At 61.8% G+C, this 15,492-nt stretch carries 12 protein-coding genes; all 12 read left to right on the top strand.

All coding sequences use genetic code 11. The annotated features are described in order from the left end of the window. Positions 1 to 19 precede the first annotated feature (19 nt). The 12 genes from VE23_RS09985 to VE23_RS09930 all read left to right on the top strand — a co-directional run bounded on the left by VE23_RS09985 (position 20) and on the right by VE23_RS09930 (position 15,314). Positions 20 to 1,837, top strand: a complete 1,818-nt coding sequence (locus VE23_RS09985) for an APC family permease (RefSeq protein ID WP_048744283.1) — start codon at positions 20 to 22, stop codon at positions 1,835 to 1,837. 131 nt (positions 1,838 to 1,968) lie between these two features. Continuing rightward, on the top strand, positions 1,969 to 2,850 hold the full coding sequence (locus VE23_RS09980) for a VOC family protein (RefSeq protein WP_049867901.1): 882 nt from the start codon (positions 1,969 to 1,971) through the stop codon (positions 2,848 to 2,850). A gap of 152 nt (positions 2,851 to 3,002) precedes the next feature. Then, positions 3,003 to 3,269, top strand: a complete 267-nt coding sequence (locus VE23_RS09975; protein WP_048749396.1) for a DUF3886 domain-containing protein — start codon at positions 3,003 to 3,005, stop codon at positions 3,267 to 3,269. A 124-nt stretch (positions 3,270 to 3,393) separates the two neighbouring features. Then, complete coding sequence (locus tag VE23_RS09970; protein WP_021882416.1) at positions 3,394 to 3,663, top strand: hypothetical protein; 270 nt, start codon at positions 3,394 to 3,396, stop codon at positions 3,661 to 3,663. Between the two features lie 264 nt (positions 3,664 to 3,927). Continuing rightward, positions 3,928 to 5,346 carry a family 43 glycosylhydrolase gene (locus VE23_RS09965; protein ID WP_049867900.1) on the top strand — a complete coding sequence of 473 codons (1,419 nt, stop codon included), beginning with the start codon at positions 3,928 to 3,930 and terminating at the stop codon, positions 5,344 to 5,346. Between the two features lie 121 nt (positions 5,347 to 5,467). Continuing rightward, complete coding sequence (locus VE23_RS09960; protein ID WP_048749367.1) at positions 5,468 to 6,751, top strand: ABC transporter substrate-binding protein; 1,284 nt, start codon at positions 5,468 to 5,470, stop codon at positions 6,749 to 6,751. 108 nt (positions 6,752 to 6,859) lie between these two features. Further along, positions 6,860 to 7,753: a carbohydrate ABC transporter permease gene (locus VE23_RS09955; protein WP_048749370.1), complete on the top strand. Its 894-nt coding sequence runs from the start codon at positions 6,860 to 6,862 to the stop codon at positions 7,751 to 7,753. Continuing rightward, positions 7,754 to 8,593 (top strand): carbohydrate ABC transporter permease, encoded by an 840-nt coding sequence (locus VE23_RS09950; protein WP_021880036.1) that lies wholly within the window; start codon positions 7,754 to 7,756, stop codon positions 8,591 to 8,593. It begins immediately after the preceding gene. Positions 8,594 to 8,644: 51 nt separating this feature from the next. Further along, positions 8,645 to 10,384 (top strand): family 43 glycosylhydrolase, encoded by a 1,740-nt coding sequence (locus VE23_RS09945; RefSeq protein ID WP_049867899.1) that lies wholly within the window; start codon positions 8,645 to 8,647, stop codon positions 10,382 to 10,384. 126 nt (positions 10,385 to 10,510) lie between these two features. Continuing rightward, positions 10,511 to 11,851, top strand: a complete 1,341-nt coding sequence (locus tag VE23_RS09940; RefSeq protein ID WP_083436624.1) for an ABC transporter substrate-binding protein — start codon at positions 10,511 to 10,513, stop codon at positions 11,849 to 11,851. A gap of 28 nt (positions 11,852 to 11,879) precedes the next feature. Then, positions 11,880 to 13,685, top strand: coding sequence for a cache domain-containing sensor histidine kinase (locus VE23_RS09935; protein ID WP_049867897.1), 1,806 nt, complete (start codon positions 11,880 to 11,882; stop codon positions 13,683 to 13,685). Next, positions 13,686 to 15,314: a response regulator gene (locus VE23_RS09930; protein WP_049867895.1), complete on the top strand. Its 1,629-nt coding sequence runs from the start codon at positions 13,686 to 13,688 to the stop codon at positions 15,312 to 15,314. It abuts the gene before it with no gap. The last annotated feature ends 178 nt before the right edge of the window (positions 15,315 to 15,492 follow it).

Here is a 15,492-nt window from a genome sequence, read left to right as displayed (position 1 = left end):
CAAAGGAGCAAAAAGAATCATGGTCAACCGTATGAAACGCCTTCTGATCGGGCGCCCTATGAAGAGCAGAGAGCTTGAGGGCGAGAAGCTAACCAAATTGAAGGCGCTGGCCGTCCTTTCCTCGGACGCCTTGTCTTCCGTCGCCTACGGGACGGAACAGATTCTCATCGCCCTTATGGCGGCCGGCTTCGCCGCCGTATGGTACTCCATTCCCATTTCCCTTGCTGTGCTCGGACTTCTTCTCATCCTCATCCTGTCTTACCGCCAAACGATCTATTCCTACCCTATGGGGGGCGGGGCTTATGTCGTCGCCAAGGACAATATCGGCACGACGACCGGCCTGCTGGCCGGCGGCTCGCTTCTCATCGACTATATCCTGACAGTAGCGGTCAGCGCTTCCGCGGGAACCGACGCCATCACGTCGGCCTTTCCTTCCCTGCATGACAGCCGGATCCTGATCTCCATCATCGTCATCGTCCTGCTGACGATCATGAACCTGAGGGGCGTGACGGAATCCGCTTCGGTGCTTGCCGTGCCGATCTACCTGTTCGTCGTCTCCATCTTCGTGCTCATCCTTTCAGGCGTTGTCAAATACGCTTTCGGCGGCGCCCACCCGGATATTCCGGAAATCGGCGCGACGGTCAGCAACATCAGCCTGTTCCTGCTGCTGAAGGCGTTCAGCTCGGGCTGCTCCGCGCTGACGGGCGTGGAAGCCGTATCCAACGCGATCCCGAATTTCAAGCAGCCGGCCGAAAAAAATGCCGCGTCCACCCTGGTCATGATGGGCGTCATTCTCGGCTCGATGTTTCTCGGCATCAGCCTGCTGGCCTATTGGTACGGAATCACGCCGAAAGCGAGCGAGACGGTCGTATCGCAGATTGCCGCCGGCACGTTCGGGCGGGGCATCCTGTATTACTTCATCCAGGGCGTTACGGCGCTGATCCTGTTCCTGGCCGCCAACACAGCCTACTCGGCCTTCCCGCTGCTCGCGTTCATGCTGGCCAAGGACAAATACATGCCGCATGCCTTCATGGTGCGCGGCGACCGGCTCGGCTTCTCCAACGGCATCATCTTCCTGGCCGTATTCTCCATCATCCTCGTCGTGGTGTTCGGGGGCGACACCGAGAATCTGATTCCGCTCTATGCGGTCGGCGTGTTCATCCCGTTCACGCTGTCGCAGCTCGGGATGATGATCCGCTGGATCAAGCTGAAGCCGAAAGGCTGGATCGGCAAATTGACCATCAATACGATCGGCATGCTGACGACGCTCGGCATTACGCTGATCTTCATCTTCACGAAGTTCGCGCATGTCTGGATGGTATTCGTGTTCCTCCCGATCGTCATGTTCCTCTTCCATCGCATCCATAGGCACTACACCAAGGTGGCCGCCGAGCTGCGGATCAACCCGGAAGTCGACAAGCCGGTCATCAAGGGCAGCACGGTCGTCGTGCCGGTGGCGGGCATTACGCGAGTCGTCGCCAACTCGCTCGGTTACGCCAAGTCGCTCACCGACAACGTCGTCGCCGTTTATGTCGGCTTCAACGAAGAAGACATCGCGCGCATGGAGAAGAAATGGGAGGACTGGAACCCCGGCGTCCGTCTCATCACGCTGCGCTCGAGCTACCGGAGCATCACGAGGCCGATCCTGAAGTTCATCGACACGGTGGAATGGAAAACGGGCGAGCAGGATCATATTACGATTCTCATTCCGCAGTTCATCACGAAGCACTGGTGGCAGCATATCCTGCACAACCAGACGGGGCTTCTGCTGCGGGCCTACCTGTTCAGCAACAAGGATATCGTCATCGCCACGGTGCCATACCATCTGCGGCATTAGGATGGGTGAACAGGCTGCATGAATAGCAAGACGAAAGCGGGCGGATCCTACTTGGACCGCCCGCTTGAATTTTTTTGTTCCCGGCATTATACTTACTTTTAATAAGTTACTTATTCAAGGGGGAATACAGGATGACTCAACCGCATCTGTCCATCCATCCCGGCGTGTCGATCGGTCTTGTGAAGCTGAAAGTCAAAGAAATCGATCGTTCCGTCCGGTTTTATACCGATATCATCGGCTTTCAAGTTTTGCGCAGGGACGAGGAGGGCGTCTGGCTGACAGCCGGCGGCCCGGAGCCTTTGCTGCTGCTCGAGGAACGCCCGGATGCCGTCCCGGCGGCGGGACGCACCGCCGGCCTGTACCATTTCGCTATTCTCGTTCCGGACCGCTTGTCGCTCGGCCTTGTCCTGCGCCGTCTGGCGGAAGCCAGGCTGCCTGTCGGACAAGGCGACCACTGGGTGAGCGAAGCGTTGTACCTTGACGATCCCGACGGCAACGGCATCGAGATCTACCGCGACCGGCCGCGCAGCGAGTGGAAGCATGACGCCGAAGGCCATGTCCTTATGGGCACCGATCCTGTCGACGTCGAGGGCCTGCTGCAGCTGGCGGAAGGACAGGAGTGGCAAGGACTGCCGGCCGGCACGGTCATCGGCCACGTCCACTTCCATGTATCCGACCTGCAAGCCGCCTACGACTTCTATTGCGGCCTGCTCGGCTTCGACCTGATCGCGGACGGCTGGCAGTCGATGGGGGCGCTTTTCGTCTCGGCGGGCGGTTATCATCATCATATCGGGCTGAACATCTGGGCGGGCAAAGGAGCGCCGCCTGCGCCCGAGCGGGGAGTCGGGCTTGCCTACGCCACGATTCTCTATCCGGATGCCGAATCGCTTGCGGCCGCCATGGACAGGCTCCGCGACGGCGGAGCCGAGGTCAGGGACGTGCCGGAAGGCGGCGAAGTGACCGATCCTTCGGGAATCCGGCTGCGCCTGGCGAGCGCCGCGAAGCAGGCATGAGGCCAGGCTGCACGGCAAGCAAGGCGTGCTTGTCTAGGGGAGGCGCGCGCTTCCAGCTCCCCATCCTTCCTCTATGAGACTTCCAGGCGGAGCCGTCGCCGGCTTTGTGCTATAATTCAGCCATGACGCAAGTGAAAGGGGAGCATCCGGAAATGGCGAAGAAGAAGCATGCGCCTGCCCGCCGTCCAGAGCCGGGAGCGGAAGCGGCCAAGCCGGCGACGCTCAAGGATCTGCTGCCGGCGGATATGGTCCAGCGGCTGAAGTCCCAGGCCGACGGCATGAAGGCCGAGCAGGAGCGCGCCCGCGAGGAGGAGCGCCGCCGGGCGGAGGAAGCCCGCAAGGCCGAGCAGAAGCGCAACGAGAGCAGCATGGAGTATCTGCTCGACAACAGCAGCATGGATTGGAAGAAATTCAAGTAAGAAGGTCTCGTCCGGTTTGAGGATGTGCTTGGGTGGTAATAAAGGAAGCGGACGGCGGTTCTGCAAGGCAGAGCCCGCCGCAGCCCGCGAATACCGCAACCCCAAGCAGGAGGATTTGACCGACATGATGACCGAACCAAACCTATGCCATGAACGCGAAGCCTTCCAGCCCGCCCTCGCCGATCCTGCGGTTCTTCAGGAGGAGCTGATGGAGCTTGACCATACATTATATGAAATGCGATTCTATCTGAAGCGCAACCCCGAGGACGAGATGGCCGTTCTGCATCTGAAGCAGTTCGAGCGCAAGCGCCGTCGTCTGGCTGCGGAGCTTGCCGAGGCTGTCGCAGCCTCCTCGTTCTCCCTCAAGGGAGAAGAGAATCTCCAGCCGGCTTGACACCGGCCTTGAAATGGAGCGGCAATCGGCGGCAAGCGGATTGTTTGAAGCAAGAAAGCATCGGTACCCATAATCGCCAAGCGGCAGTCAGGATTTCCTGGCTGCCGCTTTTTTGCATTCCTCGGGTTTCGTTCGAGAACGATGCCGCCCCTCCTAGCCAAAGGACCACAACTCCAAAAGAAATGTCATGGGAGCGCACCCGCAATCCCCATAAAATGGAGGCGCTGCGGCAGAAGCCGCAGACAGACAAAGGAGGAATACATCATGTTCAAAAGATGGTCCCTGCTTCTGCTCGCCTTCAGCTTGACCCTGGCTTTGGCGCTCCCTATGGGCAGCGGCAAGGCGGAGGCCGCTCCGGTCTCGAACTTCTTCAACGTCATCAAGCAGGACGGAGCCGATCCGTGGATGTACAAGCATACGGACGGCTATTACTACTACACCCAGACGACCGGCAACAACATCACGCTGTGGCGCTCCAAGACGATCACCGGCATCGACGCCGGCGACAGCGCGGTCGTCTGGACGCCGCCGGCGGGCACGATGTACAGCTCCAACATCTGGGCGCCGGAGCTGCACTACCTCGACGGCAAATGGTACGTCTATTTCGCCGCCGACAACGGCAGCAACGAGAACCATCGCATGTACGTGCTGGAGAACGCGAACGCAAATCCGCTTGCGGGGGGCTGGACGTTCAAGGGCAAGATCGCCGATGCGTCCGACCGCTGGGCGATCGACGGAACGGTGCTGACGGTCGGGGCGAGCCGCTATTTCATCTGGTCGGGCTGGGAAGGCACGGTCAACGACAAGCAGCATCTGTACATCGCCCAGATGAGCAATCCGTGGACGATCTCTTCCGCACGGACGCGAATCGCGACTCCAACCTACAGCTGGGAAACGAATACGACGCCGCAGGTCAATGAAGGTCCGCAGGTCATCGTCAGGGGAAGCACGATCAGCCTCGTCTACTCGGCCAGCGGCAGCTGGACGGACGGCTACTGCCTCGGCCTGGTGACGGCGGGCACATCCGCGAACCTGCTCAACGCCGCTTCCTGGACGAAAAAGAGCGCGCCTCTGTTCGCCAGCGCGAACGGCGTCTACGGCCCTGGCCATCACAGCTTCACCAAGTCGCCTGACGGCACGCAGGACTGGCTCGTCTACCATGCCGCCAGATGGCAGGGCTCCGGCTGGACCCGCAATGTCCGCACCCAGCCGTTCGGCTGGAACGCCGACAATACGCCGAATCTCGGCGCGCCGGTCAATCCGAACGCTCCGATCGCCAAGCCTGCCGGCGAACCGGGCCGGGACCGCTACGAAGCCGAGAGCGCTCTGCTGGCAGGCGGAGCGGCCGTGGCGAACGAAGCCAGCGCTTCGGGCGGCAAGAAGGTCGGCTATCTCGATACGACGAGCAGCTACGCCCAGTTCACCGTCTCCGCCCCTTCGGCGGGCTGGTACGTGCTGGCCGTCCGCAACGGCAACGGCACGAGCGGACAGCCTTGGGCGATCCACTCGCTGTCCGTCAACGGCGGCGCGGCGTCCAGCTTCTACGTGGCCTACTCCGGCTGGAACAACTGGGGAGCCTCGACGGCCAAGGTGTACCTGAACGCCGGCACGAACACAATCCGCTTCACCGGCTCCAGCAATTACGCCGAGATCGACTGCATGGACATCTTTCCCGCCGGGTGACCTGTAAATATGTCCATTGTTCCTGTAGAAGCGGCATTTTTTCGCCGATCCCCTTCCCTTACGATAGAGCTATCAAAGCGCTCGCGCCTTGAACTACCAGGCAAAAGGGGATTAGAAACAGATGAAGACTCCGAAGTTCAAGAAAGCTTCGATCCTTGCCATGACGATGATGGTTCCGCTTCTTGCAACCGCTTGCTCCAGCAATGGCGGCGGCAACGCGCCGGCCGGCGAAGGCCAGAAGAGCGGCAGCGGCAAAAAGACGGAAATTTTGTTCTGGTCGCCGTTCTCCGGCTCCGACGGCCCGTTCATGAAAAAGATCGTGGACAAATACAACAGCTCCCAGGACAGCTACAAGGTCAACTTCGTCATCCAGCCGAACGGCGAGTACTACAAGCAGCTGGATGTGGCGCTCAGCACCGGCAAGGAGCGTCCGGACTTGATGATCATGCACGTGGACAGCGTGCCGACCTACCAGAGCAAGGACCAGCTGCAGCCGGTCGATGAGCTCGCCGCTTCCGCCGGCATCAATCCGGCGGACTTCGCGGAAGCCCCGGTCAAGTACGCCACGATCGACAGCAAGCTGTACACGATTCCGCTGGACATCCACCCGCTCGTCATGTACTACAACAAGGATCTGTTCGAGAAGGCCGGCATTACTGCGCCTCCGACGAACCGCGCGGAATTCGACTCGGCGGTGGAGAAGCTGACCGACAAGTCCAAGGGCGTCTACGGCTACGTGGTGCCGAGCCTGTGGCCGCAGCAGTTCATCTTCCCGTCGCTCGTCTGGCAGAACGGCGGCGAGCTGTGGAACGGCAGCGACGTCGCCTACAACTCTCCGGAAGCGGTCGAGATGGTGCAGTGGCTGCGCGGCATGGTCGAGAAGGGCATTTCCCCTGGCAACGTGCAGCAGGACGGCGAGAACACGCTGTTCCTCCAGGGCAAAAACGCCATCCAGTTCAACGGTCCGTGGATGAAGTCCCAATTCGACGAGGCCGGCCTGAACTACGGCGTCGCCGTCATTCCGCAGATCGGCAAAGCGAAGCAGGCGATCTATGCCGGCTCCCACGGCTTCGTCGTGCCGAAGGCCGTAACCGACGCGGACAAAATCGCGGGCATCGGCGATTTCCTGAAGTACGTCGCCGGCAACTCGCTCGACTGGGCCGAATCCGGCCAGGCGGTCGCCTCGCACAAGGTGCTCGAGAGCGCCGAGTTCAAGGCGATGGCGTTCCAGAGCACGGTCGCCGAAAGCTTCCCTTCCGTTCAATTCGCGCCGAACGTGCTGAACTGGGGCACGATCGTCGAGCCGATGTGGGGCGAGCTTAGCAACGCGATTCTGGGGAAGAAATCTCCGCAGCAAGCGATGGACGACGCCGTCGCGAAGTCCCGCCAGGCGATCAAAAAATAACGGCTTTCCAAACGTAATGAGGCGGAAGGGACGGGGAGCGCGGGCAGCCGCCTTCCCGTCCCTCCTTCCGTCCACGACTATCGGAAAGATGAAATGGAGGCATCGTCTATGAAAAGCGCCTGGACTTCCCGGCTGACCTCGTTCCTGTTCATTCTCCCCTATCTGGCCGCCTTCGGGCTGTTTCTGCTCTTCCCGATCCTGTACGGCGTCGTCATCAGCCTCCAGGATTTCGAGCTGCTGTCGGCGGAGCATGCCTTCGTCGGCTTAAGCAACTACATCACCATCTTCACTCCCGGCACCTACGAGAACAGCCTGTTCTTCAAAGGCTTGTGGACGACGGCTCAGTTCGTCCTGTACTCGGTGCCGCTGCTCATCGTCATCGGCCTCGGCCTCGCGATGCTGCTGAACGCGCTTCCCGCCCGGGTGCGCGGCTTGTTCCGCACGTTCTATTTCCTGCCGTACGCGCTGTCCGCTTCCGTCATGGCCGTCATCTGGCTCATGATGTTCGACACGAACGCCGGGTTCCTCAACAGCCTGCTCGCCAAGCTGGGCATGGCCGGAATCCCGTGGCTCACCGATACTCCCTGGGCCTGGATATCGCTGGTCTCCACGACGATCTGGTGGACGATCGGATTCAATATGATCATATTCATCAACGCGCTCAACGAGGTTCCGGAGGAGTATTACGAGGCGGCCTCGATCGATGGCGCCGGGCCCTGGTCCCGCTTCGTCTCCATCACGCTGCCGACGATCCGGCCCGTCCTGCTGTTCGTCATGATCACCTCGACGATCGCCTCCTTCAACATTTACGCGCAGCCGTTCCTGCTCACGCGCGGCGGTCCCGGCGATACGACCCGGGTGCTGCTCATCAATGTGCTCGACCAGGCGTTCGCGCGCAAGGATGTCGGCTCCGCCTCGGCGATGGCGATCCTCATGGCCGTGCTGATCATGGCCGTATCCGTCGTCCAGTTCAAGCTCACCAACCGGAAGGAGAAGGCATAGATGGCGAACCCGAAAACCAAACAAGCGATTCTTCTCCTGCTCGCTGCCGTCATCGCGCTGGTCATGGTCCTGCCGCTCGTATGGATGCTGTCGACCGCGTTCAAGAACGACTTCGAAGCGCTCTCGGGAAGAATGGATTTCCTCCCGCGCAAGCCGACCCTCGACAACTTCAAGCAGGGGCTGGGCGGCGAGCTGATGAATACGCCCGTGCTGCGCTGGATCGCGAACTCGCTGTCCGTCGGCGTCATCGGCACCGGACTCGTGCTGCTGATCGATTCCATGGCGGCCTTCGCGCTGGCCAGGCTGAACGATCTGCCGCTGCGCCGGGTGCTGCTGCCGATGTTCATCGCCTCGCTGATGATCCCGGGCGTGCTGACGTTCCTGCCGATGTATATGGAATTCAACTCCCTCGGCCTGATCAACACGTATCCGGCGCTCATCCTGCCTGCGACGGCCGGAGCCTTCGGCGTGTTCCTGCTGTACCAGTTCTTCGTGTCCTTCCCGAAGGAAATCGAGGAGGCGGGACGAATCGATGGAGTGAACAAATGGCAGCTGTACGCCCGCATTCTGCTGCCGTCGGCCGTGCCGATCATGGTGACGCTCGGCATCTTCACGTTCATGGGCATCTACAACGACTTCGTCTGGCCGCTGTACGCCACGACCTCGCCGGAGATGCGGACGATTACGGCCGGCATCGCAATGATGGCGACCGGCAGCTACACGCAGAGCTACGGCAAGCTGATGGCGATGACGACGATCGCGGCGCTTCCGGTCGTGCTGATTTTCATCCTGGGCCAGAAATCCTTCGTGCGGGCGATTACGAGCGCCGGCGTGAAGTAGCTCGGGGCAGCCGGCTCCGGGCCGGACAACATGAGAGCAAGGAGACGACCGATGTCAATACGAGGCAAAAGAGCTTTCCTGCTCGCGGCGGGAGCGCTTTTAGTCCTGATCGCAGGAGGAATCTATTGGATGCAGCAGCAGGGAGACGAAGAGAAAACGCTTTCGTATAATGGACATGGAGGCATGTTCAAGAACACGCTGGCCGAGATCGACACGCCGGATCCGAGCGTCGTCTACCGGGACGGGTTCTATTACATGACATTCACGCACAATGGAGCCGACATCATGGTCATGAAATCCAGAACGCTGGATTTCCGCGCCGCAGAGCGCAAGGTCGTCTGGTATCCGCCGGCGGAAACGGCTTATTCGGCCAATCTATGGGCGCCTGAGATCCAGTATCTCCAAGGGAAATGGTACATCTATTTCGCCGCCGACGACGGGGACAACGCCAATCACCGGATGTATGTGCTGGAAGGCGAAAGCGGCGATCCCATGGGCAGCTATGCCTTCAAGGGACAGATCAAGGACGACAGCGATAAATGGGCGATCGACGGGCTCGCGATGGAGCATGAAGGCAAGCTGTACTTCGTCTGGTCGGGCTGGGAAGGCGACGTGAACGAAGCCCAGAACACGTATATCGCGCCGATGAGCGATCCTTGGACGATCAGCGGGCCGCGGGTGCTGCTGAGCCGGCCGGAGCTGGACTGGGAAAAGGCCGGAGGCCCGCCTTACATCAACGAAGGCCAGTCGCTGCTGTACAAGGACGGCCGCGCCTTCATCGTGTATTCGGGAGCGGGAAGCTGGACTCCGCTCTACAGTCTCGGGCTGCTGGCGCTGAAGCCGGGCGGCAATCCGCTGGAGCCTTCCGACTGGACCAAGGCGCAGGAGCCGCTGCTCGCCATGGACGAGGAGGCCGGCGTCTACGGACCGGGGCATAATTCCTTTGTCCCTTCGCCGGACGGCAGCGAGGCATGGCTCGTCTATCATGCGACCTCCGGCGCGGCCGACGGCTGGAACAACCGCAAGGCGCGGGCTGCGCGGGTGGAATGGGACGAGAACGGGCTGCCGGTCTTCGGCAAGCCGCAATCGCTGGCGACGCCGCTCCGGATGCCGTCCGGAACGGGCGTCTTCCAGGCGAAGGACGCCGTCCGGGACGGAGATCGGCTCCTCTTCGGCGCGATCCCGTCGACGGTGGAGGCCGGCGCTCCGGTGCGGGTCCATTATCGGAACGCCGGGGGAAGCGAGGCCGCTGCGAGCATCGGCAGCGAAGCGGGAGAAGCGGCGGAGCTGAAGCTGGCCCCGACGGATGCGGACAGCATCGGCTACGCCTATGCGCAGGTTGGGTTGCGCGAAGGGATGAACGAGCTGGCGGTGGAGGCGGCAGGCAGCGGCGTGGAGGTGCTTGCCGTGGAAATTCCGCGTTATGAAGCCGAATGGGCGGCGTTCGGTGGCGATGCGGCGGAGGAGGAGAATCCGTATGCCTCCAGGGGCGCGGCCGCTGGATTGTACGGCGAGGGAGATACGCTGCGGTTCGCGAATGTGAACGTGCCTCGCGGCGGCAAGTATACCGTATCCGTGGCCGTCCTGAACCCTGCCGAAGGAGCGGAGCTGTCGCTCGCCGCGAACGGCGGGCGCAAGAAGGCCGTGAAGCTGAAGGCGCAGGAACGCAATGCGCGAGGCGTGTACGAGGCGGAGCTGGAGCTGGAGGCCGGGGAGAACGAGCTTGTTCTCTTTGACAGCCGAGGAAGCTTCATTATAGATTATGTGGATATATGGAGAAGGCCCGGCTGACGGGTCTTCCCGGGACAGCGGACCGAATAGGACCGGAAGAGCGGGCCGTACCCGGAATGCGGGGAAGGATGCCGTCAATCTCAATCATTCCGCTTGAAGACAGCGCGAGACGGGGGAGCATGCAGCATGACAGGCAGCCGAGGCAGCAGGAACAGGAACAGTCGGATCGGATATGGGAATCGAACGATAAGGCGGATCGCGCTGCTGATGGGCGCTTCGATCGCCGTCGCGGCCGCAGCGGGCTGCTCCGGAGAGAAGCCGGCCGAGAAGCTGCCGGATCCCGTCCAGCCGGTCGTGCTGGAGTATTGGACCCCCTTCAGCGGCGGGGACAATATTTTCATGACGGAGCTCGTCGAGAAGTTCAACGCGGAGCATGAGGACATCCGGGTCGAGCAGATCAATTCCCGGCTGGACGACTATTATTCGCGCCTTCGGACCGCCATCCTGGCCGGCAACGCGCCGGACCTGGCTATCGTCCATGCGACGAACCTGCCGCAATTCGTCCAGAACGGCTACATCGAGAAGCTGGACGGGCCGGCTGCGGAGACGGGGCTCGACTGGAGCATGTTCAATGCAAATATCGCGGAATCGACTCTGTACGGCGGCGGCCATTACGCGGTTCCGCTCGACACGCATGCGCTGGTGCTCTATTACAACAAGAAATTCCTGCGGCAGGCCGGGCTTCTCGATGCGGAGGGCAAGCCGATTCTGGAGCCTGGAGAGCAGGGCTTTGCGGGCTTCCTGGAGCGGATCAAGGAGCGCGTTCCGTCCGGCATCGCTCCGCTTGCCCTGCCGAGCACGAGAATCGATTCCGTCTGGCTGTGGTGGAGCCTGTACAACCAGATCGACGGCGGCGGCCGGTTTTTCAGTCCGGACGGGACGAAGGCTGTCTTCGACAATTCCGATTCGCTGCGGGCGCTGGAGTTCGTGGACAGCCTCTACAAGCGCGAGCTTATTCCTCCCGGCATCAACGATGCGTTCAAGATGTTCCATGACGGAGAAGCGGCGGCGCTCATTACCGGCATGTGGGGAACAGGAGCATTCGAGAAGGCCGAAGGCCTGGAGCTCGGCGTCATTCCTTTTCCCGTTATTTACGATCATCCTGCGGTATGGGGAGACACGCACACGCTGGCTCTGCCTGCCAAGGCGGGCCTGACGCCGGAGAAGCGGAAAGCCGCGCTGACGTTCGCCAAGTGGGCGGTCGACAACGGCGTCATGTGGGCGGAGGCCGGGCATGTCCCGAGCTCCAAGAAGGTCGTGGCGAGCGAAGCGTTCTCGGCGCTCAAGTTCCGCAGCGACTATGCGGCTACAGCCAACTACGTCGTTTATTGGCCTCGCCATGTCAAGCAGTGGACGATGATCGAGAAGCTGATCTCCGAGTGGGAGAAGATGATCTACCGTCAGCAGACTCCGGCGCAGGCGCTGGAGCGGGCGGCGGCGAGCGTGGATAATCAGCTGGGCAAGTAGGCATCGCGGCGGAAGGGGAGAAAGGAATTTGAAGGCATTCGGCAACTGGTTCCGCAATCTGGAGCTGGCGCGCAAGCTGATTCTCATCAATGTCGTTTTCATCGTGCTGCCGCTTGGCCTGATGGGGTATCTCGCCTTCTCCCGCTTCTCCGCAACGACGGAAGCCAAGGTGGGCGATTACCAGCTCCAGACGCTGAAGCAGATGACGCTGAATATCGACACCTATATGAACGAGCTCAACCGCCTGACGGTGATGCCTTACCAGTATCCCAAGGTGACCGCTTATCTGGAGTCGAAGCGGGCGCCGGGCCAGGCGCTGTCGCTGGAGGAGATCAACGAGCTGAACAGCTTCGTCACCCAGGTGTTCCTGAACGGGCGCGTCGACATTCTCGGCGTCTCTCTCTACGGCCAGGGCGGAGCGTCTTACGTCGTCCTTCCGGAGAGCCAGTACGTGACGACCTACAAGCTGGACGAAAGCGCCGAGTGGCTGGACCGGTTCAAGGGCCAATACGGCGAGCCGGTCTTCATCGCGACCCATGACGTCCGGTCGACCGGGGGCAACGTGTACCAGGCGTTCTCGATCGCCCGCGAGCTGCGCAGCTTCGACAGCGGCCAGTCGCTCGGCTATATCGTGATCGACGTGGATCCGAAGTTCATCCGCGAGATTCTGTCCAAGGTGAAGCTGGACCCGGAGGAGTCGCTCTACATCGCCGACCGGTCCGGCAACCTCGTCATCCGCAAGGATGACGGGGGAAGAGAGATGGCTCCCGGGCTGTACCTCGGGCGCACCGGGGAAGGCGTCAGCCATGTCCGCAATGACGGGCGCGGGCTGCTGGTCTCCCATTTCACCTCGGAGGTGACCGGCTGGACGACGGTCGGCATCGTGCCGGTGGCGAGCCTGATGAAGGATACGGATACGCTGCGGACGTTCATCATCGGCATCGGCGCGACGAGCGTCGGGCTTGCGCTGCTGCTGTACGTGTTCATCGCCTACCGGATTACCCGGCCGCTGCGCAAGCTGAGCCGCCTCATGCGGAACGTCGAGCGGGGAGAGCTCGGCCAGAGCTTCCCTGCAGAGGGACGGGACGAGATCGGAGCGCTCGGCCGCTCCTTCAACGAGATGGTCGCCAAGCTGAGCGAGCTCGGCTACCTGCTCTACGAGACCGAGATCCGCGAGAAGGATGCCCAGATCGCGGCTTTGCAGAGCAAGATCAACCCGCATTTTCTCTACAATACGCTCGGGTCGATCAGCATGTACGCGGAGATGGAGGGCAGCCGCGAAATCATCACGATGTCGAACAATTTGAGCCGGCTTCTGCGCTACAGCCTGAGCGGACGCAAGGAGCGGGTGACGCTGAAGGACGAGCTCGACCATGTCTCCGGGTACATGAAGATTCAGCAGATGCGCTACGAGGAGCGGATCAAGTTCACGATGGATGCCGATCCCTCGCTGCTGGAGTGCGAGGTCATCCCGCTCATCATTCAGCCGCTCGTGGAGAACGCGATCAACCACGCTCTGGACAAGGGCGCGGGCCAGGGGCGGATCGCGCTGACGGCGGAGGCGGCGGGGCAGGTGCTGGAGATTGCGGTAGCCGATGACGGGATCGGAATGAACGCGGAGGCGCTGGAAGGGCTTCGCGCCCACCTGCAGAGCACCAAGGAGCTCGGCGGCCAGTCGGGCAACGGCCTGCTCAACGTCCACCGGCGGATCGTGCTTCACTATGGCGAGGAATACGGCCTGACCTTGGAGAGCATGCCCTATCAGGGCTTCCGGGTCGTGCTCCGGTTTCCGCTGCTTCATCATGCAGGCGCCAGATTGGAGGAGATCGGGTAAATGCCGAAAATATTGATTGTCGATGACGAGTCGATCTTCCGCAGAGGGCTCCGCAAGATGATCGCCGGCCTCGACGAGAGCTGGGAGATCGTCGGCGAAGCCTGCGACGGGTACGAAGCGCTGGATAAAATCGAGGAGCTCGCTCCCGACGTCCTGCTGACGGATATCCGCATGCCTCGCATGGACGGCATTCAGCTGCAGCAGATGGCGGGCAGCCGGCGCCAGGAGCTGCTGACCGTCGTTGTCAGCGGCTACGACGATTTTGCCTACGTCCAGCAGTCGATGCGCCAGGGGGCGATGGACTATCTGATGAAGCCGGTCGAGCGCGAGGAGCTGTCCCAGGTGCTGGAGAGGCTCAAGGCAGAGGTGGAGCGGCGCCGGAAGTCCGCCCGTTCGGAGACGGGCTGGGACGCGCAGCCGGCCGTGCGGCGCCATATGACGGAGCATCTGGCCGAATCCCTGCTGTCGGGCAGGGTGGATGAGAGCGAGCTGCGGCTGCTGGAGCAGATGGGCATAGCGCTCCCGCATCCGTACTTCGTCTGCATGGTCATCAAGCTCGACAAGCAGTCGGTCGGGGAGGAGCGCTACCGGAGCGGCGACGCTTCGCTGTTCCAGCTGTACATCCGGCAGTTCGTGCAGGAAATGCTGGACCGGCACGCCAAGGGGCTCAGCTTCGTGCTGTCGGATTCGAAGGTGGTCGCGCTCATCAATCTCGAGCGGCCGGAACCGCTGCCGAGCCGTTCGGATTCGCTGGCGGACATGATCCGCAGGCAGATCTCTTCCCTGTCGCGGCTTACGGTGACGATCGGAGTCGGCCGGCCGGCCGAGGGGCTGGCCGGCATTCCGAAGGCGTACGGCGAAGCCGAAATCGCGCTGCTGCACCGGCTCATCGTCGGCGGCGACAGCGTGCTGGACTATGCCGAGGTCGCCGGGAGCGGCCGTGCGGACGACGAGGCCGCGAAGCGTTCCGCCGACAGCCTGGAGAAGGCGGTCATGGAAGGCCGGAGCGAGATCATCGCGGCCATGGCGCGCCAGTGGATCGACGAGCTGTGCGGCACGGCCCGCACGCCGGAGAGCATCCACCAGCAGCTGTGCAAGCTGCTGATCCGCTACTACGAGCTGGCGGAGGAGCTCGGGGCGGCGGGCGCCTGGCTGGACCGTTCGGATATCGGCAGGGTGCTCGTCGAGATTTGCGCCATCACCTCCCGGCAGGAGCTCGCGGAGCGGCTCGAGGAGCTGCTGTGCCGGCTTGCGGAGGCGATCCAGCAGTCCAGGGAGCAGCAGGACCGGGACCCGATCGCGGCGGCGAGCCGCTACATTGAGGCGAACTTCCGGGAGGCGCTGACGCTGAAGGACGTCGCGGACGAGGTGTTTTTGAACCCGGCTTACTTCAGCAATCTGTTCAAGCAGCGGACGGGCGTCACCTTCATCGAGCAGCTGACCCGCGTCCGCACGAGAGAGGCCCAGCGCAAGCTCGCTTTCACCAACGAGAAGATTAATGCGATCGCCGAGGAAACCGGATTCGCCCATGTGCGGCATTTCAACCGGGTGTTCAAAAGCCGGCTCGGCGTCTCGCCCAAAGAATACAGGGACAGTATGCGCGCGGGCGGCGATCGTCCGCTGGCATGAGTTCAATGCTTACGCAAATGAGGCCAATTCGGCGTGCAAATGTGGACGATGCCGGCGCGCAAATGAGGCCAATGCCGACGTTCAATTGAGGCTATGTTGCGAACGGATGAGGCCTATGCCGAAGGGCATCAGTCCCGAATCGGCAAGTTGGATAAGATCCATGCTTAAAAGTGCTTGA

This window comes from Paenibacillus sp. D9, from assembly GCF_001188365.1.
Lineage (GTDB): Bacteria > Bacillota > Bacilli > Paenibacillales > Paenibacillaceae > Paenibacillus_O > Paenibacillus_O humicus.
The sequence above is the reverse complement of the archived record's forward strand: the minus strand, read 5'-3'. Positions and strand labels throughout refer to the sequence as shown.